At 42.3% G+C, this 20,076-nt stretch carries 15 protein-coding genes; 9 read left to right on the forward strand and 6 right to left on the reverse strand.

The genetic code is table 11. From position 1 onward, the window contains the following. From CA598_RS19105 to CA598_RS19125, 5 genes are all read right to left on the reverse strand, one after another. A partial coding sequence (locus tag CA598_RS19105; protein ID WP_143812424.1) for a purple acid phosphatase family protein occupies positions 1 to 2,991 on the reverse strand: 2,991 nt, incomplete at its 3' end. A 357-nt stretch (positions 2,992 to 3,348) separates the two neighbouring features. Next, positions 3,349 to 4,077, reverse strand: a complete 729-nt coding sequence (locus tag CA598_RS19110; RefSeq protein WP_094877499.1) for a protein-glutamine gamma-glutamyltransferase — start codon at positions 4,075 to 4,077, stop codon at positions 3,349 to 3,351. Between the two features lie 68 nt (positions 4,078 to 4,145). After that, on the reverse strand, positions 4,146 to 5,417 hold the full coding sequence (locus CA598_RS19115) for a PucR family transcriptional regulator (protein ID WP_094877500.1): 1,272 nt from the start codon (positions 5,415 to 5,417) through the stop codon (positions 4,146 to 4,148). 812 nt (positions 5,418 to 6,229) lie between these two features. Further along, positions 6,230 to 7,363 (reverse strand): alanine dehydrogenase, encoded by a 1,134-nt coding sequence (gene ald / locus CA598_RS19120; RefSeq protein ID WP_094869185.1) that lies wholly within the window; start codon positions 7,361 to 7,363, stop codon positions 6,230 to 6,232. Between the two features lie 282 nt (positions 7,364 to 7,645). Further along, positions 7,646 to 8,872, reverse strand: a complete 1,227-nt coding sequence (locus CA598_RS19125; protein ID WP_094877501.1) for a Zn-dependent hydrolase — start codon at positions 8,870 to 8,872, stop codon at positions 7,646 to 7,648. Positions 8,873 to 9,100: 228 nt separating this feature from the next. On the opposite strand from CA598_RS19125, the gene CA598_RS19130 reads away from it, so the two are divergent. Genes CA598_RS19130 through CA598_RS19145 form a run of 4 tightly spaced genes read left to right on the forward strand, consistent with a single transcriptional unit; the run spans position 9,101 to position 14,114 of the window. Then, positions 9,101 to 10,132, forward strand: a complete 1,032-nt coding sequence (locus CA598_RS19130; protein ID WP_094877502.1) for a glycosyltransferase family 2 protein — start codon at positions 9,101 to 9,103, stop codon at positions 10,130 to 10,132. Further along, complete coding sequence (locus CA598_RS19135) at positions 10,129 to 11,256, forward strand: polysaccharide pyruvyl transferase family protein (protein WP_094877503.1); 1,128 nt, start codon at positions 10,129 to 10,131, stop codon at positions 11,254 to 11,256. Before CA598_RS19130 ends, CA598_RS19135 begins: the two co-directional genes overlap by 4 nt. Beyond that, a complete protein-coding gene (locus CA598_RS19140; RefSeq protein WP_094877504.1) occupies positions 11,231 to 12,778 on the forward strand; it encodes a lipopolysaccharide biosynthesis protein in 1,548 nt (515 codons plus the stop codon). Before CA598_RS19135 ends, CA598_RS19140 begins: the two co-directional genes overlap by 26 nt. A gap of 19 nt (positions 12,779 to 12,797) precedes the next feature. After that, positions 12,798 to 14,114 carry a glycosyltransferase family 2 protein gene (locus CA598_RS19145; protein WP_094877505.1) on the forward strand — a complete coding sequence of 439 codons (1,317 nt, stop codon included), beginning with the start codon at positions 12,798 to 12,800 and terminating at the stop codon, positions 14,112 to 14,114. On the opposite strand, the gene CA598_RS19150 is transcribed toward CA598_RS19145, so the two are convergent. Then, positions 14,088 to 15,200, reverse strand: coding sequence for a threonine aldolase family protein (locus CA598_RS19150; RefSeq protein WP_094869191.1), 1,113 nt, complete (start codon positions 15,198 to 15,200; stop codon positions 14,088 to 14,090). The genes CA598_RS19145 and CA598_RS19150 overlap by 27 nt on opposite strands. A gap of 157 nt (positions 15,201 to 15,357) precedes the next feature. Between CA598_RS19150 and udk the strand changes: the two genes are divergently transcribed. From udk to CA598_RS19175, 5 genes are all read left to right on the forward strand, one after another. Further along, on the forward strand, positions 15,358 to 15,993 hold the full coding sequence (gene udk, locus CA598_RS19155) for a uridine kinase (RefSeq protein ID WP_076116417.1): 636 nt from the start codon (positions 15,358 to 15,360) through the stop codon (positions 15,991 to 15,993). A gap of 152 nt (positions 15,994 to 16,145) precedes the next feature. Then, positions 16,146 to 17,738, forward strand: coding sequence for a spore germination protein (locus CA598_RS19160; RefSeq protein WP_094877506.1), 1,593 nt, complete (start codon positions 16,146 to 16,148; stop codon positions 17,736 to 17,738). A 3-nt stretch (positions 17,739 to 17,741) separates the two neighbouring features. Next, positions 17,742 to 18,173 (forward strand): Ger(x)C family spore germination protein, encoded by a 432-nt coding sequence (locus tag CA598_RS19165; protein WP_094877507.1) that lies wholly within the window; start codon positions 17,742 to 17,744, stop codon positions 18,171 to 18,173. Continuing rightward, positions 18,170 to 18,940, forward strand: a complete 771-nt coding sequence (locus tag CA598_RS19170) for a Ger(x)C family spore germination protein (protein WP_094877508.1) — start codon at positions 18,170 to 18,172, stop codon at positions 18,938 to 18,940. Before CA598_RS19165 ends, CA598_RS19170 begins: the two co-directional genes overlap by 4 nt. A 21-nt stretch (positions 18,941 to 18,961) precedes the next feature. Then, positions 18,962 to 20,074 (forward strand): GerAB/ArcD/ProY family transporter, encoded by a 1,113-nt coding sequence (locus tag CA598_RS19175; protein WP_094877509.1) that lies wholly within the window; start codon positions 18,962 to 18,964, stop codon positions 20,072 to 20,074. The last annotated feature ends 2 nt before the right edge of the window (positions 20,075 to 20,076 follow it).

The following is a 20,076-nucleotide window of genomic DNA, read 5'->3' on the forward strand; positions in this document are numbered from 1 at the left end:
TGGTGTTGGTGTTGGTGTTGGTGTTGGTGTCTCAGTTTCCGTTGTTTTCTTGACAGAAAACTCATCGATCAATGTACCCGCAATTGTACGTGCCTTCACATGAATCGCATCTTCTGTAATTTCAATAGCGGAGTACACAGGAACGTCTTCATCAAAAATATAATTCAAATAATTATATTGCGTGCCATCATAGAATTTCCAGCCTGAAGCACCACCATCAAGGTATACAGTTCCCTCATTGGTAGCTTTATTTGGCTTTCCATCCTTCATTGGATAGGTCCGTGCATATACATGATCATGACCAACCAGAACCAAATCGACTTTTTTCTTTTCTAATATGGGTGCAAAGTAGGTTTGGGTATACTCAACAAGGGATTCCCGACCATTCTCTGTATGATAAGCTGGACGATGGAACATAACGACAGTCCACTTTTTATCATTCTGATCCAAATCTTCTTTTAACCATGCTGCTTGAGCAATCATCTGTTCCTCTACGCCTTCTGAGTTCAATACGACGAAATGAGTATCATCGACTTCATAAGAGTAAGCATATTGCAGTTGGGATTCTGGGCCGTTCTCTGGGAAATTCGCACCTTTGGTGAACACATCTTTTCCTTCACTCTTCACATCATGGTTGCCCAGTGCTAGTGCAGTCGGAAGTTTTGTTGCATAAATAGAAGATGCTAGCCAGAACTTTTGCCATTCTTCGAATGCGCCGCCTACATCAACCATATCTCCACCGTGCATAATAAACTGTGTTGATGGATATTGTGTCAATGCGTTAGTCATTAGCGCTTGATAGGTTTCTAATCCTTGTAATTGATTCGTATGGGAATCCGTAATGAATAAGAATGAGGTCGGTGTTTTTTTATCCTGATCAACAGTAGAATATTCATTCCATTCTGACCAATGGTCCTCATAGCCTACACGATATTTGTAAGTAGTATCTGCTTTCAAGCCCTTAACCAGGACATTATGAAACCGGATTTCGCCTTTCGTTCCATTTTCCTTCATGCTAAGCACCTGCAGCTCACTCTCGGCTTGCTGTTGCCTTACCATATTAAAGTCTGGGCTTACTCCTGCTCCCCATTCACCAGCTTCAATGTATTGAATATAAGTAGAGGTTTGATCTGGTTTTGTTTGCCAGGCAGCACTTAGTTGTGAAGACATATCCTCTGTCACATAGGTTTGAATATATTGCGCTTCATTCGTACCATACTGCTCCACAACTTCATAATTGACAACCTTACTGTTCTGATCACCGATGACAGCTTGAACTTGATAGGTACCAAGTGCCAATGTAGTGAGATCTGTTGTTAACTGTCCTTTAGCATCTGTTTTGCCTAGGCTGCTGTTCAATAACTGACTACTAACATCAGCTTCCGAGATATAACCTGTTGTTTGTCCGTCTGCGAGAATAACCTCGTAAAATCCATTCTTAGCTGCTGTTGAAGCATAGTAACGTTCACCAGCATTTGCAACCATGATTACATTAGAAGATGTATCATCATCCTCATATACACTAGACGTAACAGTGTTAACTGTCACGACTGAGCTTTGTTTTAATAATCCAGTAAAAATAATACCCGCACCTTCATACGGCTTGCCTCCATGGTCTAACACTGTAAATGTAGAAGGTGTACCCAAACCAACTCCCGTCATTTTCAGCTGATAGGGGAAACCGATTGTATAATGAATAGGCGCGGCTAAGGGTGTACTCGTCTGAACGCCGCCAGCAGTAAGACTCGCATTGCTCATTGTTATGGTTTTATACGCTTCGCCACGCTCTAAGACGGCATGAGAGCTCACTCTGAAGTTAACAGTAACGGCATCATGAGCTGCCGCTATTACATTATCAAGTGCTACTTGAACCATACCGTGCTCATTATCAATATCTGAGGTTAGGGAAACTCCAGTCGCCTGTGTAATGCTTTCAACTTGAAGGGTGCTTGCATCATAATTTAAGGTGAATTTTGCCTGTTCTGCTTTCAAGTAGTCTTTGATATTAATATGAACAGGATAGATTTCATTACTTACTGCTTCTTCGTCCGCAGCCATGAATAAACGCTCTCCTGCATTTATTGTGAAGGTGAATGTTTTTGCTGCCGGGTTACCTTTCTTGTCCTTCACTTCAATAGCAAGCTCATGATAACCACCATCTACATATTCTCCCGGGTAAGTTAATACATTTGTATCTGGAGAATATTGCACTTCATCCGTAATATCCGTACCATCTAACTGAACAGATAAGGTACTCAAATCCAGACCTGATCCGTTATCGGTCAGCTCAACCTTCACTTCATCAAGTGGAGTATTTAATACTTCATTTTCAACAGGGGCTATAGGTTTAATGGCAGGAACATCCTTATCCTCTTCAACCTCATCATAGATAAAGGTAATATCATCTACCCAAATAGAGCCCTTGTTTTTCTTGCTCATATCCGATTGTTTCAATTGGAAAAACAATTCAAGAACAATCGGGCCAGGTTTACCTTGCGGAACATCTGCCTCGATATATTTCCAGCCGGACCAGTTGATACCCACTTGATTTACATCATAAAATTCTGCTTGGAAAGAAGATCCGCCTATATCTCTAAATTTTGTCGTCAGCAAATGTCCTTCATTGTTTGCATAAACCCACATGCCTACTTTAGTAGGGTAACCTGTTACTGGGATATTCCCCGTTTTATACCCGACTTCAATTTGAGAGGGATTATCTACTATGCCGATCATATCGTAATCAATTCTAGCAGAATATTGTCCATTTCTTACAAGCTTCTTGTTATCTTCTAAGTGCAGCGTAGCATTATACATACGTTTAGGATTAAATTTCACATCATTGATTCCATCTTCAAAATCTTCGACCACGACGGATGGCTTAGCATCATCTGCTGCGTAGGCATAATTATTTTGACTAAAACCTGTATTCAACCCTCCTACTAGCAACGTTATTGCTGATGCAATCACTATTGTCTTACGTAATGTATTCATAGCGCTTATCCTTCCCCCTATTAGTAAAGTATTGATCAATGAGAACTATAACAGTTCAATGTAAATTTAAACCTTTGCTACTATTAAAGATTTAGATTGTATGCAATGAAATTTCTTTCTTAACGCATAAATAACTACTCAAGCTTCAATGATTACGAACTAAAACTATTGAATCACGAAAAAAAGACACCCTAGATGGTGTCTTTACTGAATCTACGTATGGCGGATCAAACGGATGGGAACTGATTCCAGAATGCCTATTGAATAAGTATGGGCTGTTTCTTTTGTAGAACATCTACTTATGAGACAGCCTCTTTTTTTCAGGAAGATTACTCTTCTTGGTTACCCTCTTAGCTTTTAGATCTTATAAATGTAACTTCTAGTCCCTATTCTTGAGAACACAGTGCAATCAGAGCCTCTATTTTCCGCTCCGGGTAAGACCGAACCTGAAGATAATCTCTGTAAATAGTTAAAATCAGGATGAATGGATTCATTCGTAAGAAACGCTGAGGTATTACTTCCGGGCACTCTTTCTTCATTAAGAGAGTCTATAATGATTTCCGCAGTAGTTATCCCAATACCGTGGCCATAGAACAGGTCTTCTTCAAGCTTAACCGCATTCTCACCCTGCCATTCTGGCTTGCTAGGTGCATGATCTGGATTCCTGAAATACACAATATCTCCCCGCAGCATCTGATCCTTATTATAGTTCGTAATTAAGCGTAGATTCTCGTCGTAATTCCAATCCCATAAGAACAAATCCTTAAAATACCTATTAAAGGTTTCTTCACCTATAGCTTCAATTGTCGCCCTGTACATAACAATGACCATGGCTGTCGCGCATTCGAAGGCATATAAATGTCCATTCTGAAAAATGTCTTTAATCCCTACCGAAGGCGCCACACCAGCGTTCAGCTGTAGTCCTCCAATATCTGTACGCGTCCAAAACTGCGGGTTGCAGCGCGACTCATCAAATGTTGCAAAATCCGCTCCACTGTTATTTAAAGCTTTGGCCGATTCCACGATGCTGTCTCTCATTTTCCGTTCAAAGTCAAGGGCATCGGGTGAACGAACTTCCTTCACCATGCTTAGTCCCTCCAATATTATAGGTTCTAAATATAGGTTATTGTACGTGTTCGCTGCCCAGTTGGTGCTTAATTCATTTTATTCCCGTGAGACTCAACAAACCACTGATTAAGCTGCCTTGTCTCTTCCGTCAAAATATCCAAATATATAGAAGTGCGGTATCCCGTATCCTTTAAGCTTTTTCCCGTTATCTCTGCTATGCGATTTAATCTGTACAGCAATGTGTTGGTATGAATATGTAAAAAAACGGCGGATTCCTTCAAGTTTCCACTGAGTGATAAATAAACGGCGATCGTTTTTAGAAAATCACTTTTATGCTCGCGATCATGCTCTTTTAGCGGATACAGCAAAGGACTTTTACGGGTTCGACTACGTTTTTGCTCTATAATAGCCGGAACATACGCCCAAAATCCAATATCCTCATACAATAATAACTCTCGGCCATGAAAAGGCAGCAGCTTCTTGATCTCCAGAATGGACCCCGCTTCCCAATACGCAATGGCTGCCGACATATATTCGGTGTAATCCAGGCTACAGCCTGCGCTTAGCATACAGCCCTCACTCTTACGCATATCTTCAATAATTTTTCGCATAAAAGAAGACAGTCCACCCGTCCCTTCCATACGAAAGCTGAATGAAAACAATATAATCAACCGATTATGCTCTGCAGTCAGAAATAATAATTGCATGCCTGAATAGGAAGCCATAGTTTGCCGAATCCGAAGTACAAAATGATCATTGATGACTTTGTCACTCTCTAACACGCTAATATAATATTTCTCCGGCAAAAGAATTGACCAAACTTCCGCATCCTGCTTGATGTTCGCTTCATTGTCATAATGGGAGGTGAGCAGCTTCCAGAAAAAATCCTCCTGCGTTTTCTCCTGCTTCGTCTTCCACCCCCGCTGCTTCAATAAGTAGCGCCCTACGATGCCCGCCGCTTTCTCAACGATATTCTCCGCGTGTCCCTCAACTAGATTGCCTGCATCCACTACCCATATGTACCCGAGAATTTCCTTCTGATGTTTGATGCAAATAGCGAGTCGGGGTCCAAGACCTACCTCCATCACCGCAGGAATCCGAATCGGACGTGTAGCGTTCTCAAGCTGCTGCATAATCCCCTTCTTACGCAAACCAATAATGACAGCGTTAGGTACGCGTTTTCCAATAATGGTTGAAATTCTTGCAGAATCACTCTCAAATTGATGGGAGCTGTATCCGATCACATGGTGATTGCTGTCCTCAATGGTAACTTGAGATTGAAGAGATTCACTAATAGCATCCGCCAACGATTCCATACTATCGAAGAAACGATCAAACAATGGATCCTTTTCCGTCACTAGCCCCACCCCTGCCTGAAAAATAGCCGAACCTTGTACTTTAGAGTGATTTTATTATAGTATGCGTGCTCCCCGCTGACTATAAGATAATGGGATGGGGGCGCGATGGCTGGGACCTTGAGATCGCCGGATAGAGGATTTACGAGGTTAACAAGTTACATGGGGCGGAGTTGCTGAGTCACAGGTTAAGTTGGTTGCGGAATGGCGGGATTATGGAGTCGCGCGGGACGGAGTTGCAGGTTACGTTGATGCGGGTGACGAGAAGCGAGGTGACGGAGTGGCGCGACAACACTTAAACCGCTACTTGAGAGAGCCCCCTTATAATTTTTAGGGAATTCCTCCCTGTAATTGTGTCTCTTTAGGTTTGCCTGCTACTAATCAGGGAAAACCTCCCTATAACTCCTCCAATTCAGGCACAATCGGGGATATTCTTCGTATTTATAGGGATAAATTACCTATAAATAGCATTTTAAGCTTTTTTTACGTAATTTATAGGGAGGATTTCCCTAAAAATCATCACCAACAAACATCCACCCGATCCAACGATCTTCATAACGGTCCTACAACCTTTAACACCGAACTAGTAGATTTCTGCTGGATCTAGCACACTGAAGCCACTCCTAGCTACCTCCTAGATCAAACTAGCAGACTTCTGCCAGATCCTCCCCACACCGAACTGAGCCGAAAATATTACTCCCAGAACAATAAACAGCAAACTCCCATAACGGAAATTTGCTGTCTATTGGTTTCCAAATATTTTCAAGCATTTTGAATGCATCTATTTAGCTCTATTTAGCTCTATTTAGCTCTATTTAGCTCATCGTGAACGTCTGCTCCATGGCTTGTTCTACCGAAAAATGTTTCTCACCAAGTGCTTCAGCCACGGCTTGGCAAGTGATTTTACCATTAGCCACATTTACACCGCTTCTTAAACCGGCATTATCTTGAATCGCTTTGATCACGCCTTTATTGGCAATTTGCAAGGCGTATGGAACAGTCACATTGGTTAAAGCAATCGTCGAAGTTTTGGCCACAGCACCCGGCATATTAGCAACAGAATAATGCAGTACGCCATGCTTAATAAATACAGGATTATCATGTGTGGTCACTCTGTCGATCGTCTCCACGATACCACCTTGGTCAATCGCCACATCAACAATCACCGAACCCGGCTTCATGGTCTTGACCATTTCTTCTGTCACCAGCTTCGGTGCTTTCGCACCCGGAATCAGCACCGCACCTACCAACAAATCTGCCTCAGCTACCACTTTGGCAATATTGTAAGGGTTCGAGATTAGCGTATTGATCTGTGCACCAAAAATATCATCTAATTGACGTAATCTTTCTGCACTGAGGTCAACAATTGTAACATCGGCACCCAATCCGATAGCCATTTTCGCGGCATTAGTACCTACTACACCACCGCCGATAATGCTAACTTTGCCACGACTAACCCCGGGAACACCGGAGAGAAGAATCCCTTGTCCGCCATAGTTCTTTTGCAAGAACTGAGCGCCAAGCTGAACGGACATCCGGCCCGCCACTTCACTCATCGGTGTTAATAGCGGCAAGGTACGTTCATGAACAACCGTCTCATACCCGATGGCAAACACACCCTTATCTTTGAGCGCAGCGGCCAGAGAAGGTTCAGGTGCAAGATGCAGATACGTGAACAAGATAAGGCCTGGACGGAAATAGGGGTACTCGCTTTCCAGTGGTTCTTTCACTTTCATCACCATTTCGGCAGAGCTCCAGACGGTGGCTGCGTCCTGAATCAGCTCTGCCCCGGCAGAAGCATACTCTTCGTTTGGAAATCCGCTTCCCACACCAGCCCCAGCTTCCACCAGCACTTGATGTCCTTCTTTAATAAGGCTAACTACACCCGCAGGTGTTATGGCTACACGATTCTCATTATTTTTAATTTCTTTAGGCACTCCGATAATCATCATTCATCTCTCCCGTCTAATGTAGATCCCTTATGTAAAGAATAATAACATACGTTTAGTATTTCCAATTTGGTAAAAAATTAAAATATTATCTATCATCATTGTGTTTTTACACAAAGGATTCGTCTTAAACTGCCTATCAACTTCAGGTTCATTTGGTACCCAACACAACCCTAATCATTATCTCATAAAAAAAGACACTGCTTAGAGTGCCTTTTTGACGATTTTGTATGAAATTAAAGCACTACTACCATCATGTAATGTTATGTTTAGTAACACGTATTAATTTGACAGTAATAACAACACTGTTTCTAGGATTACATTTACCCCTTTTTCACAATCATCATAGGAGGTAAACTCCTCTTCACAATGACTTTTCCCCTTCACACTAGGTACAAACACCATCGCGGATGGCAGAAAGCTTGCTACGAACTGAGCATCATGCCCTGCGCCACTTGCGATCTTCCGGTTAGAATAGTCCAAGGCTTGTGCCGCTTGCTCCACTAAATTACATATTCCCCGGTCAAACCAAACCGTCTCTCTGCCCCAAAGCTTGGTCTTACTTACTACACAGTCCAGTAGCATCTCCGGCAAGCTATGAATAATGGCTTCCACCTTACGGACAATCTCCATATCTTTATGTCTTGCCTCAATCGTAAAGATCACTTTATTAGGAATAACGGTATGAATATTAGGAAGCACATTCATTCTGCCCATGGTATACACCAGTTCAGAGTCGAGCGCACTAAGCTTGCTTCTAAGCTCCGTGATCAAATCCGTGGCAGCGAACAAGGCATCCTTGCGCATTGCCATAGGCGTGGTGCCCGCATGATCCGATTCCCCCGTCACCTCAATTTCATAACAGGCCATACCAACTACACAGTCTACCAGACCAATCGACAGTTCTTCTTGTTCTAGCACAGGACCTTGCTCGATATGAAGCTCCAAATAAGCAGTGGCTTCGGTAATTCGATTAATCGCTTCCCCCTTATATCCACTTTCCTCCAGCGCTTCGCCAAAGGTAATGCCCTCCGGATCTTTTTTATTCAACATTTCTGCCTTATCGAACTTACCGGCCAGCACACCAGAGGCCATCATCGAAGGCTCAAAGCGAGCCCCTTCTTCATTTGTGAAATTCATAATGGTCACCGGCAGCTTCGGCTTTATCCCGTGGTCCTCGAGTGTGCGAACTACCTCTAGTCCAGCAATTACCCCAAGAACGCCATCGAATCTTCCACCTTTTTTCACAGTATCCATATGCGAGCCAATCACAATAGGCGGGCCAGACTCTACACCCGCAAGCGTGGCGTACATCGTGCCCATATCGTCCACCTTCACAGACATGCCCAATTCTTCACAACAGGTACGAAAATAATTTCGAACCTTCACGTCCTCTTCCGTCAGCGATAACCGGGTCACGCCGTTGTTATCTGTACGCCCATAATCCGCAAATGCCTCTATCGTATTCTTTAATCTTTCTCCGTTCGCGAATATTTTTTGCAGCTGCATCGCAGGTCCCTCCGCTTCGAGCGTTCATGATTTTATAGACTTTCTATATATGTTATACCAATCGATATGATTGTCATTTTACATACTGTAATAATTATTATTCACGTGATGTTACAACGAATTAGAGGTAGCCATAAGTAAACTAAAGTAGTATATACAATCTTTTGATACGAAGGGTAAGCTTAAGATAGCTGTTTATCCAGTTCTACCAAGGAAAGGAGCCAGCACATGAATCTAAGCATTGTGGTCCCTGTATACAATATTGAACATTATATGACCCCTATGTTTGATACACTCCTTGCCCAAAGTGAACCGCATTTTGAGGTCATTATCGTGGATGACGGATCTACGGATCACACCTACAATGTGATAGAAAAGATCCTCTCACTTCATCCCGAGCTTTCTTGCAAAGTCATTCGAACAGAGAATCAAGGGGTTAGTGCGGCTAGAAATAGAGGCTTAGCAGAAGCCACAGGCAACTATGTGCTGTTTCTGGATGGAGATGATTATATCTCTACAGATTTAGTAAGGACCGTTCATACCTATACTCAACCATCTAACCCCGAAATTATCTGCTGGGGATATAGCCATGTCACAGAGGATGGAGTTGCTACTTTGAGCTACGCCTCTGCATATAGCGACATCACAGGCAGTGAAGCGCTGACTCATATTTTCGTGAACAAAAGCTTGCGAATATGGACAGGGAGCATTGCGTACAAACGGGAATTATTACTCCTTCACGAACTCCAATATACGGAACGCTGTGTGAATGGAGAAGATCAGGAATTTATCTACAAAGCTTTATCCAGAGCTACTAGAGTCATCACATTACCGGATATATTATCGTTTTATTTACAAAGAAATACGTCCATTTCCAATAGCTATAATGTGAATAAATTTGATGTCGTTGATGTATTCAAACGGGTCGATGCTTATTTCGAGGCCCATCCCTTTGAGAACCTGGATATGATATCTCCTTATATAAGAAATCGCGAATTGATCGAGAATTACTTTTTCAACCTAAAAACCTGTCTAAATGAGACAGAAGGCGAAAGCATTCAGAAGTTACTTCGCGACATCGATCATACCTATCCGGAACTAAACCAAGAAATGTATGAACTCATAAGACGTTATAGAGGTAATGATCGAAGATTAGCCCTTTATATCCGAACATTCTTAATCTCCCCGCTTCTATATCACAGATTCATTTCTGTGGAGAAAAGCTTATCCAGGTTCAAGCGAAAGGAATTTAGAATATGAAAAAGCTGCTGATCTATGCCTATACCGAATTTAATTTGGGCGATGATTTATTCATAAAGGTGTTATGTGAGAGGTATCCGGATACCGAATTCAGAATCTGCGCTCCACGCTTATACAAGCTGGTCTTCAAAGAGATCAAGAACCTCAGAGTGTATCCTTCCGATTCATTCTTCTTTAGAGGCATTGCCTTTATTTGCAGAAGGTTAAAGATACATAATCTGGCGCAAAAATATATGGCCGATCACTCCGATGGTGTCGTTCATATCGGCGGCTCGATCTTTATGCAGGCAGAGCATTGGTCAGAGCATTTCAAGAACGCAGAAACCATTCGGAATAAGAATAAGCCTTACTATTTATTAGGTTCGAATTTCGGCCCTTATACAGATAAAGAATATTACGAGGAACATAAGCGCATTTTTAAGGACTATACCGACATCTGCTTTAGAGAAAAATATTCTTATGATTTATTTGAGGATCTGGATAATGTCCGTTTAGCGCCAGATATTATTTTTCAGCTTGATCCACCAGATCCTCAAGCCGAACCCGAGGATTACATTGTCTTATCCGTCATTAAGCCTTCTATTAAAGGTCTGAACGGCTTTAACAACCTCTATTATGAAAAAATGAAAGAACTCGCAATTTATTTCATTGAAAAAGGCTACGCTGTTCATTTCATGTCCTTTTGTGAACATGAAGGGGACCAGCTGGCGATTGAAGAGATCCAGAATCTTATGGGGCCCTCCTATGAGGATGCCATCCAAGTGCATTTATATAAAACAAATATGGAAGAGGTTTTGTCCGTTCTAGCCAATTCCAGCTTTATAGTTGCTTCAAGATTCCATGCGATGATCCTGGGCTGGGTATTGGGCAAACCTGTGTTTCCTGTGGCTTACAGCCAAAAAATGATCAACGTAATGGAAGATGTCCAGTTCAAAGGATTATATGCTGATTTCACTACACTGGAGCAGCTCCAGCCTGTACAGGTGTTTGATAGTATGATTACCCACTGCATGGATGTCACGCCACAAGTCAAACATGCCGAAGAACATTTCGAGCAGCTGGATAAGTATTTATCGCTTTACGAAAGGAGGATACGTTATGAGAGCCAAGCGGAGCATTCTTAACTTATCCTTTGGACTCGGGAGTCAGCTCATCACGATCATCCTTGGTTTTTTTATCCCCCGACTGATTATGGTCAACTATGGCTCTGAAGCCAATGGTTTAATCGCTTCTATTGTACAGATCATTAGTTATTTGGCCCTGCTGGAAGCCGGAGTAGGAGCCGCTTCGATACAAGCCCTATATAAGCCAGTGGCTTCGGATGATAAGAACCATATCAACTCTATTCTGGCCGCCACCTCCAGCTATTATAAAAAAACAGGCATTTATTATTTTTTCGCCGTCCTTCTAATCGCCACCCTGTATCCATTAGTGATTACTTCTGAAATCGATAAATTATCGATTACGCTCATTATTTTACTCACAGGAATGGGCGGGGCGATCAATTATTATTTTCAAGGAAAATTCAAAGTTCTGCTTGCTGCAGAGGGAAAAAGCTATGTAGAGACATCTATAGTCACTGTAGCTAACATTCTGAACAATGTGATTCGGATTCTGTTATTGCTTCAAGGGGTTAACATCATCGCTGTGCAAGCTTCCTATTTCATATTAACCGTACTTCAAATCGTCGTCTTCTATATCTATATCAATAAACATTACAAATGGATCAACCTAACTCTCAAACCAGACTATGAAGCCATTGGCCAAAAAAATTCCGTGTTAGTCCATGAGATCTCCTACTTGGTGTTTAGAAATACCGACGTGCTGATCCTGACTATATTTACGAACTTAAAGATCGTCAGCATTTATGTCATGTACAACATGATTTTTACGATTGTTGATAACATCGTCCAAACCATAAACGGAAGCGTGAAAGCTGCTCTCGGTCAGAGCTTTCATGAGAGTAAAGAGGCCTTTATTAAATTTTATGATGCTTACGAAGTGTATTTTATGGGGCTCATCTTCTCGATACTAACAGTGGCCTATATTCTGATTCTACCTTTTATGAAATTGTATACCGCAGGGGTAAACGACGTGAATTATATCGATATGTGGCTGCCGGTCTTGTTCGTAGTCATCAAATTATTAACCAATGCCAGAGCTTCTTCCAATAATGTGATAACAATTGCCGGACATTTCAAGAAAACACAGAACCGTTCCATTCTAGAATCCGTAATCAATCTAGTCGCTTCTATTGTCTTTGTAATCTTTATGGGAATTTACGGTGTACTGATGGGAACCATAGCTGCCCTCTTATACCGCTCCGTAGATATTGTGGTCTATGCTAGCAAACATCTGCTGAATCGGAGCCCTTGGGTCACCTTTAGAAGATGGCTAACGAATGCAGTGGTTTTTGCGGGCATTATTCTGATCTCTAGCGCCATCCCTATCCGAATCCATTCCTATGTGGGGCTTATGTTGTGGGGTGTACTGCTAGGGCTTGTAATCCTGCCTATATATTTCGTGATCGCCTCCTTAATGGAACGGGAAGTTTTCCTGTATACATGGGAGCATCTCAGAGGATATCGGGCGAAGCTCAAGCATAAGGTTCTGGCTAGACCTAAGGTAAGTAGTGTATCTAAATAACACATCAGGAGGACTCGAAATGGATCATAGCGAGGTTTTGCAGCAAGCCTGTTACGTCTTTCTAAATGACCTGAATGATGAAATAAACCATTCATCTGCCCTTCAAATGGATGATCAGGAAATCTTTCAACGATGCCGCCTGATCCTAGATAAAGAACAAAATCCGCAAATCAAAACCTTTCTAGAAACCCTATCCGAAGTGATCCGTGCTTATCTCACAGGGAGAGCTTCAGAGGATGCAATAAGATTCTATCTGTCAGAGCAATTCAGTATCGTAAACGAAGAGATAGACGGGTTAATCCATGGGATCGTCGCAATCAAACATCAGTCCTCAGATATGGCTATTTCAGACTCCACTCTCCTTTCCTTTGCCGATTATCCTAAGGTCAGTGTCATTATCACTACCTACAATAGAAAGGCATTCCTAAATCAAGCAATCCAAAGCATCTTAATGCAGGACTATCCGCATAAAGAGATTACAGTTATTGATGATTGCTCTACAGATGGCACGGAAGAGTTAATGCATCAAAGCTTCGGAGGCGAGTCACAGGTAATCTACATGCGAAACGAAAAGAACAGCGGGCCGGGAAATAATCGCCGTATAGCTTTTGCTGCTCATGGTAATGGCGAGTATGTTCTTTTTCTCGATGATGATGACTATCTGATTGACATGAATTATTTAAGTAAGGCTGTAGAGTTTCACAATCACCATCCCGAAATATCATTTGTGGCTGCTAATGTTTTTCTTGAATTTTCAAAGGCCAAGCAACTGAAGATCAACAGCCTACAGCTAAGCAAGATTATTAAGAAGCAGGATTATTTCATGAATTTCGAGAAAAAAGGATATCCGAAGCCCTCCTCCACCTTAACAACTGTCTTTAAGCGTGAGGCTTTAATAGCTATGGATATCCTAAATATGAACATGGTTAATGATGCTTCTATTTATCTGCGTTCCTTGTTGGTCGGTGATGCCGGCTTCATAGATACACTTGCCGGTGTATACAGATTACACGGGGACAATATCACCTTTAATCTGAGTCAGGGATTCTTAATTGAGAATCTGGAGGAGAAGCTGTTGATTAAGAATATGGCCGTTCAGAAATATGGATATAGCGAGCCAGAAATGGCGGAATGGTTTAACCATAATGCTTATGATACGATCTCCTACTATTTATTAAATTCTGCAAAAGACGCTACAGACTTTAAATTCATGTATCATTGGGCTCTCAACCATTGCCCGCCTATTTACAATCAGTTAAGAAATGAATTCCGTACGAAGCTTATTAAAAAGCAATTATTACGGATCTCGTTACTTCGAACACTGCTCGGAAGATGACTCGCGCATTAGCTTATCGAGCAGCAACAAGAATCCTTTTACCTCTTCTTTAGGAATGTCGGCGTACTTGTCTCCAATACTGATCTCACAATAAGAAGTATCTTCTCCCGTTGGTCTTATCGCTGCGCTTAAACCGATTCCTGTTGACTCATATACAGAAGACAGGATCGGTTCAATGCTCTCCCTAGACATTTGAAAATGCATATGAAACATGTTGGAGACAGGCTCAGCAGGTAACGTAGTCACCCCGTGACATTGATTAACTAAAGCAGCAAGCTCCTTAGCCCCTTCGTAATACTGCTGCATCTTATCTACTCTTTGCTGGTAGTAATAATCAGAGGAAATAATGTATGGATACAGACTGATAAGGTCGCCACCATGCCGCCGTTTCCATATCTTCGATTGCTTCGTAAACGCCTCACCGCCTGCAAGAATCGCGCCTGCAATTCCTCCGATTCCTTTATACAGTGAGATATAGACACTATCAAAGAGGGCGCAGATCTCAGCAGCTGTCTTGCCATAATAGGGAAGCGTCTCAAGCAATCTTGCGCCATCCAAATGCAGCTTAATTCCCCGAGCACGGCAATGTGCAGAAATCGCTTCAAGCTCCTTATACTCCGGTAACTGTCCACCAATCTCGCGCTGCGGCAATTCGAGCAGCAGACAAGCAATATCTTCCTTCATATGTAATACATCATCCAAGGTGATTAGTCGATCCTTGTTCGCAAGTAGGACAGGCTCAATATGATGCAGTTCCTTCAACCCATCCTGCTCATGGATCTCCAAATGACATAAAGGATGATAGGCGACGCTCTTGAGTCCTTTTTCATCACACCATATTCTTAAAGCGATTTGCTGTGCCATTGTTCCACTCGGAAAGAAGACCGCTGTCTCTTTACCCAGAAGCTTCGCCATCTCCGATTGAAAATCCTCAATAACCTTCCCCGATCCATAAATATCAGACGGTGTACTATTTTCTACAGCTTCAAAGGCTTCCTTCAAGACTTGAACCTCTCGATTTCCATGTCCTACGATCCGATATGTCGTTTCATTAAAGGCCTCTTGCACTGATTTTTTTCCGTTCATTGGTAGAATTGCCCCTTCCGTGTTTGCCTTGTCCCTAATATAGACGAATTTCAAAAAATCCCATCTTAATTTTACCCGATCTAAGGTGAAAAAACATGAGCGCTGTGCTACAATATTGGAATTGCAACGGCAATCTTAGGGAGGGTTATTGAATCACATGCTTATCATTGGTATCGCCGGCGGCACCGGCTCGGGAAAAACAACCGTAGCCCGCTCCGTCATTGACCGTCTTGGAACGGGAAAGGTAACTTTCATATCTCAAGATAACTACTATAAAGATCATTCACACCTCAGCTTCGCTGAACGTGAATCCATCAATTACGATCATCCTTTCGCTTTCGACAATGAGCTGCTTATTGAGCATCTTAAATGTCTGCGTGAAGATCAGACCGCATATGCACCGGTGTACGACTTCACAGTTCATGCCCGCTCCACTACGGAGACTGTAGAACTGAAACCAAACAACATTGTAATCATCGAGGGACTCCATGTTCTTTCCGACGAGAACCTCCGCGATATGCTTGATATCAAAGTCTTTGTTGATGCTGATCCTGATGTACGCATCCTCCGCCGGGTACTCCGCGATATCGAAGAACGTGGCCGGAGCATCCAATCGATCCATCACCAATATTTGAGCACGGTTAAGCCAATGCATGAAGCTTTTATTGAACCGTCCAAGAAATACGCCGATTTGATCATCCCAGAAGGTGGCCATAATGAGGTCGGTATCCAGTTGCTGTCTATATTAACTGAGAAACACCTGACGAATGATTGGACATCCTCTAGTTCTTAAATATCTAGTTCTACCCTGGCTGTCGAGAGAATCTCGATGGCCTTTTTTTTGCGAGCTCATCCCCAATCCCACCATGGATTATTCAAAGAATAATCCCTCCGCATTATGGTAATAGCTAAATTACAGCAGCTTGCGGAAGAGGGATAACAACCATGGGATTTCTGAACAGAACAATAACCAAAGCCTTCAAGAAGCCTTCAGTAGGGCACCCCGACCCCATTAAAGAATTACCTAAGTTACCTCTCAAGGAAATCCTACAAGATAATATTGAATATATAAAAACAACGCTTGGCAACAGCACTGACCTTGTGATCAGAGATTTCACGATTGGTTTAAAACACCAGATCAAAGCAGCTATTTTCTATACAGACGGACTGGCAGATAGTAATGCTATTCAGGATTTCATTCTAGAGTCTCTTATCTTAGAAATTCCAGATTCGAGCTTGAAAGCTGACAGTGATAACTATTCTTTTTTTAAAAATCACATGCTCACCGTAGGTGATGTCAAGAATGTGACACAGTTCACTTCTTTGTTCACCTCTCTCCTCTCCGGAGATGTGATTCTCTTAGTCGATGGAGACACCCAAGGGTTCACCATTGGAATGCGAAGCTGGAAAGACCGCGGAGTGACGGAAAGCGCCACTGAGACGGTTATCCGCGGGCCTAAAGAAGCCTTCACGGAAAGCCTGCGAACAAACACCGCGTTAATCCGGCGGAAAATAAAGGACCCCAATCTCTGGTTAGAAACACAGCAAATCGGACGTGTAACCCAGACCGATGTGGCCATTATGTATATCAACGGCATTGTTAGCGAAGGAATTGTGCAAGAAGTACATTCGCGTTTAGATCGTATCGATATTGATGCCATTCTGGAAAGTGGCTATATCGAAGAATTAATCGAGGATGAAACCTACACACCGTTTCCAACGATCCATCATACAGAACGTCCTGATGTGGTTGCCGCTGCGCTTATGGAGGGGAAAGTAGCCATATTAGTAGATGGTACGCCTATAGTAATGACTGTCCCTACCTTATTCGTTTCTTTCATGCAGACGGCGGAGGATTATTATCAACGTGCCGATGTTAGTACCTTAGTTCGGATGCTTCGATATTTCAGTATATTCGTTTCACTACTAGCCCCATCATTATATGTAGCTATTACTACCTTCCATCAGGAAATGTTACCTACAACCCTGCTGATCAGTCTGGCTGCACAACGGGAAGGCGTACCACTTCCAGCATTTATCGAAGCACTCTTAATGGAGCTTGCCTTTGAAATTATAAGGGAAGCGAGTGTACGAATGCCCCAAACCATAGCCCAATCTGTATCCATTGTAGGTACTCTAGTAATCGGGACTGCGGCAGTTGATGCCGGCATAGTTTCTGCCGCGATGCTTATTGTCGTAGCTATAACGGCGATCTCCAGCTTTGTGTTACCGTCCTTTGATCTTTCCTTGACGATTAGAATGCTACGATTTCCGATGATGTTCCTTGCTGCATCCTTTGGATTGTTCGGGATCATTATCGGGGTTATTGCGATCGTTCTGCATATGTGCAGCTTACGCTCCTTTGGAATTCCCTACATGAGCCCCTTAGCACCATTTATTCTTACCGATCAAAAGGATACCCTTCTCCGAATGCCCCATTGGGCTATGTTTACCCGCCCTAGGCTAATCAATCAAAAAAATATCGTTCGGGAAAAGAGTACACCACCGCAAAAGCCGGGAGATTTAACGGAGGAATAAATCATGAAACGAAAATCGCTTCTGATTTGCGTTCTTATTCCCATGCAAATATTTGTTACAGGTTGCTGGAGTCGCCATGAACTGAACGATCTAGCGATTGCTGTAGGGATTGGAATCGATAAAATCAGAGATCAATATCAGGTTTCTGCACAGGTGGTCTTACCCAGTCAAATCGCTGGTTCAAAGGGCGGCTCTCCTCAAGCACCCGTCAACCTTTACAAAACGACAGGAAGTACCGTATATGAAGCCCTTAGGAAAATTACAACCATTAGTCCCCGTATAATATATATCTCGCATCTACGGATCTTAGTCCTCAGTGAGGATTTGGCTAAAGAAGGAATCAGTGACGTTCTTGATTTCTTCTCTAGAGATACCGAGACGCGAAACGATTACTTCGTAGTGGTAGCAAAGGATGCCAAGGCGCTGATGCTTTGAAAATTTTAACCAACCTCGAAAAAGTTCCTGCTGTGCGATTGTTTGCTAGTTTGGAAACCTCAGAGAAATATTGGGCACCTACGTCTACTGTGACATTAGGAACTTTGATTACAGAGCTTGTAACTAAAGGTAAGAATCCAATTTTAACAGGGGTTGTCATCGATGGAAATGTAGATGTGGGAGAAACTTCAAAGAATGTAGAATCTGTAGATTCACCAACACAATTGAAATATTCAGGGTTGGCCGTATTCAAAGAGGACAAATTGATTGGTTGGCTAACTCCAGACGAATCAAAAGTGTATAACTATTTAACGAATAAGGTAAAAAATACGGTATTCTATATCAAATGTCCTGATGGAAATAAGGCCTCTCTCGAGGTATTTAAAGCCTACTCCAAAATGAAAGGCAGCATACGTAACGGTAAACCGGAAATCACTATCGAGCAACATACGGTATCCAATCTAGGAGAAGTGCAATGTAGAAATCTAGACCTAACGGATCCAAAGACCATCACTGAACTAGAACTAATTGCCGATCAGGAATTTGTCCATTTATTCGAAGCTACGATTAAGAGAGTACAACAAGAATATAAATCAGATATTTTTGGATTCGGCGAAGTCATACATCGCTCTAACCCCCAGGCGTGGAAGAAATTACGCGATGATTGGGATCAAACCTTTGTCCACTTACCAATAAACATAAAGCCAGACAGTAAAATTAGTGAGCTAGGAAAAGTGACGAACTCTTTCTTAGAAAAGATGAAGTGATAAATTGGAGTGAACAAAGCCATGCTCGAAAAAGTAAAAATAAGTACTCGCCAGCTAACCATATTGGTTATGTTCCTTACGATCGGGGATTCCATTCTTGTAATTCCCCCTTCCACTACATATTACGCCAAACAAAATGCCTGGATTTCCGCATTGATTGGAATGATCGTAGGTTTGATAGCCGTCTATATGTACAGCATATTTGCAAGGCTGTACCCCGGACTAACGCTTATCGAAGCGATTCAAAAAGCGCTTGGAAAATGGATAGGGACTATTCTTTCGCTTTTGACCTTAATGTATTTTCTTATCGTTACCGTTGGAAGTATGCGGGAGCTCGGTGAGTTCGTGACCTCCGAAATCTTACTAAGAACCCCGATTCCGGCTATTTTAATCTTATTTATGGTGATCGTGATTATGGCTACACGACTTGGTATTGAAGTCATAGGACGAGCTACTGAGATCTTTACACCTATGATTATTATCCTATTCCTCATCCTGATGGTTTCCATTATTCCTCAGATGGAGACGGTCAGATTACTGCCTATATTGGAGGACGGAATAAAACCAGTGTTGAAGGGGTCTATTTCCATCACGGCTTACACCTTTTTAGAACCGGTTGTTTTTTTAATGTTTCTCCCTAATGTAAACCAACAACAAAAGATAACAAAAGGTTTACTTTGGGGCTGTTTCTTAGGCGGTATTGTAATCTTTCTCACAGTCGCTGTTTCCATATTAGTGCTGGGTCCAGATCTGACAACAAGAGATATATATCCCAGTTATAACATAGCAAGGCGCATATCCGTTGGTGGATTCTTCGAGCGGGTGGAGGCCATGATCGCCCTACTTTGGATGTTAACCCTATTTATAGAAGTAACCTTATACTTCTATGCTTTCGTTCTAGGGTTGGCTCAATTATTAAGATTAAAAGAGTACCGGGTGCTAACGCTACCCACAGGGTTAATTTTGGTGACACTAGCTCCCCTTATTGCCCCAAACTACACCTATTACAACGCGGTGTTCGATAATTATTGGGTGTACTATATTATAACCTTTGGATTATTTCTACCCTTGGCGTTGTTAGGTGTGGGAGTGTTTCGAGGTGTACTGAGCAATGACCTAAAATCTCGAAGTTAAGG

The sequence above is a fragment of the Paenibacillus sp. VTT E-133291 genome (assembly GCF_002264395.1).
Classification (GTDB): Bacteria; Bacillota; Bacilli; order Paenibacillales; family Paenibacillaceae; genus Paenibacillus_AQ; species Paenibacillus_AQ nitricinens.

Bases quoted from the DNA above. Each gene is read 5' to 3' on its own strand.
- CA598_RS19135 (WP_094877503.1), top strand. From the start codon at position 10,129: ATGAAAAAGCTGCTGATCTATGCCTATACCGAATTTAATTTGGGCGAT.
- ald (WP_094869185.1), bottom strand. From the start codon at position 7,363: ATGATTATCGGAGTGCCTAAAGAAATTAAAAATAATGAGAATCGTGTA.
- CA598_RS19150 (WP_094869191.1), bottom strand. From the start codon at position 15,200: ATGAACGGAAAAAAATCAGTGCAAGAGGCCTTTAATGAAACGACATAT.
- udk (WP_076116417.1), top strand. From the start codon at position 15,358: ATGCTTATCATTGGTATCGCCGGCGGCACCGGCTCGGGAAAAACAACC.
- CA598_RS19125 (WP_094877501.1), bottom strand. From the start codon at position 8,872: ATGCAGCTGCAAAAAATATTCGCGAACGGAGAAAGATTAAAGAATACG.
- CA598_RS19160 (WP_094877506.1), top strand. From the start codon at position 16,146: ATGGGATTTCTGAACAGAACAATAACCAAAGCCTTCAAGAAGCCTTCA.
- CA598_RS19165 (WP_094877507.1), top strand. From the start codon at position 17,742: ATGAAACGAAAATCGCTTCTGATTTGCGTTCTTATTCCCATGCAAATA.
- CA598_RS19175 (WP_094877509.1), top strand. From the start codon at position 18,962: ATGCTCGAAAAAGTAAAAATAAGTACTCGCCAGCTAACCATATTGGTT.
- CA598_RS19145 (WP_094877505.1), top strand. From the start codon at position 12,798: ATGGATCATAGCGAGGTTTTGCAGCAAGCCTGTTACGTCTTTCTAAAT.
- CA598_RS19110 (WP_094877499.1), bottom strand. From the start codon at position 4,077: ATGGTGAAGGAAGTTCGTTCACCCGATGCCCTTGACTTTGAACGGAAA.
- CA598_RS19140 (WP_094877504.1), top strand. From the start codon at position 11,231: ATGAGAGCCAAGCGGAGCATTCTTAACTTATCCTTTGGACTCGGGAGT.
- CA598_RS19130 (WP_094877502.1), top strand. From the start codon at position 9,101: ATGAATCTAAGCATTGTGGTCCCTGTATACAATATTGAACATTATATG.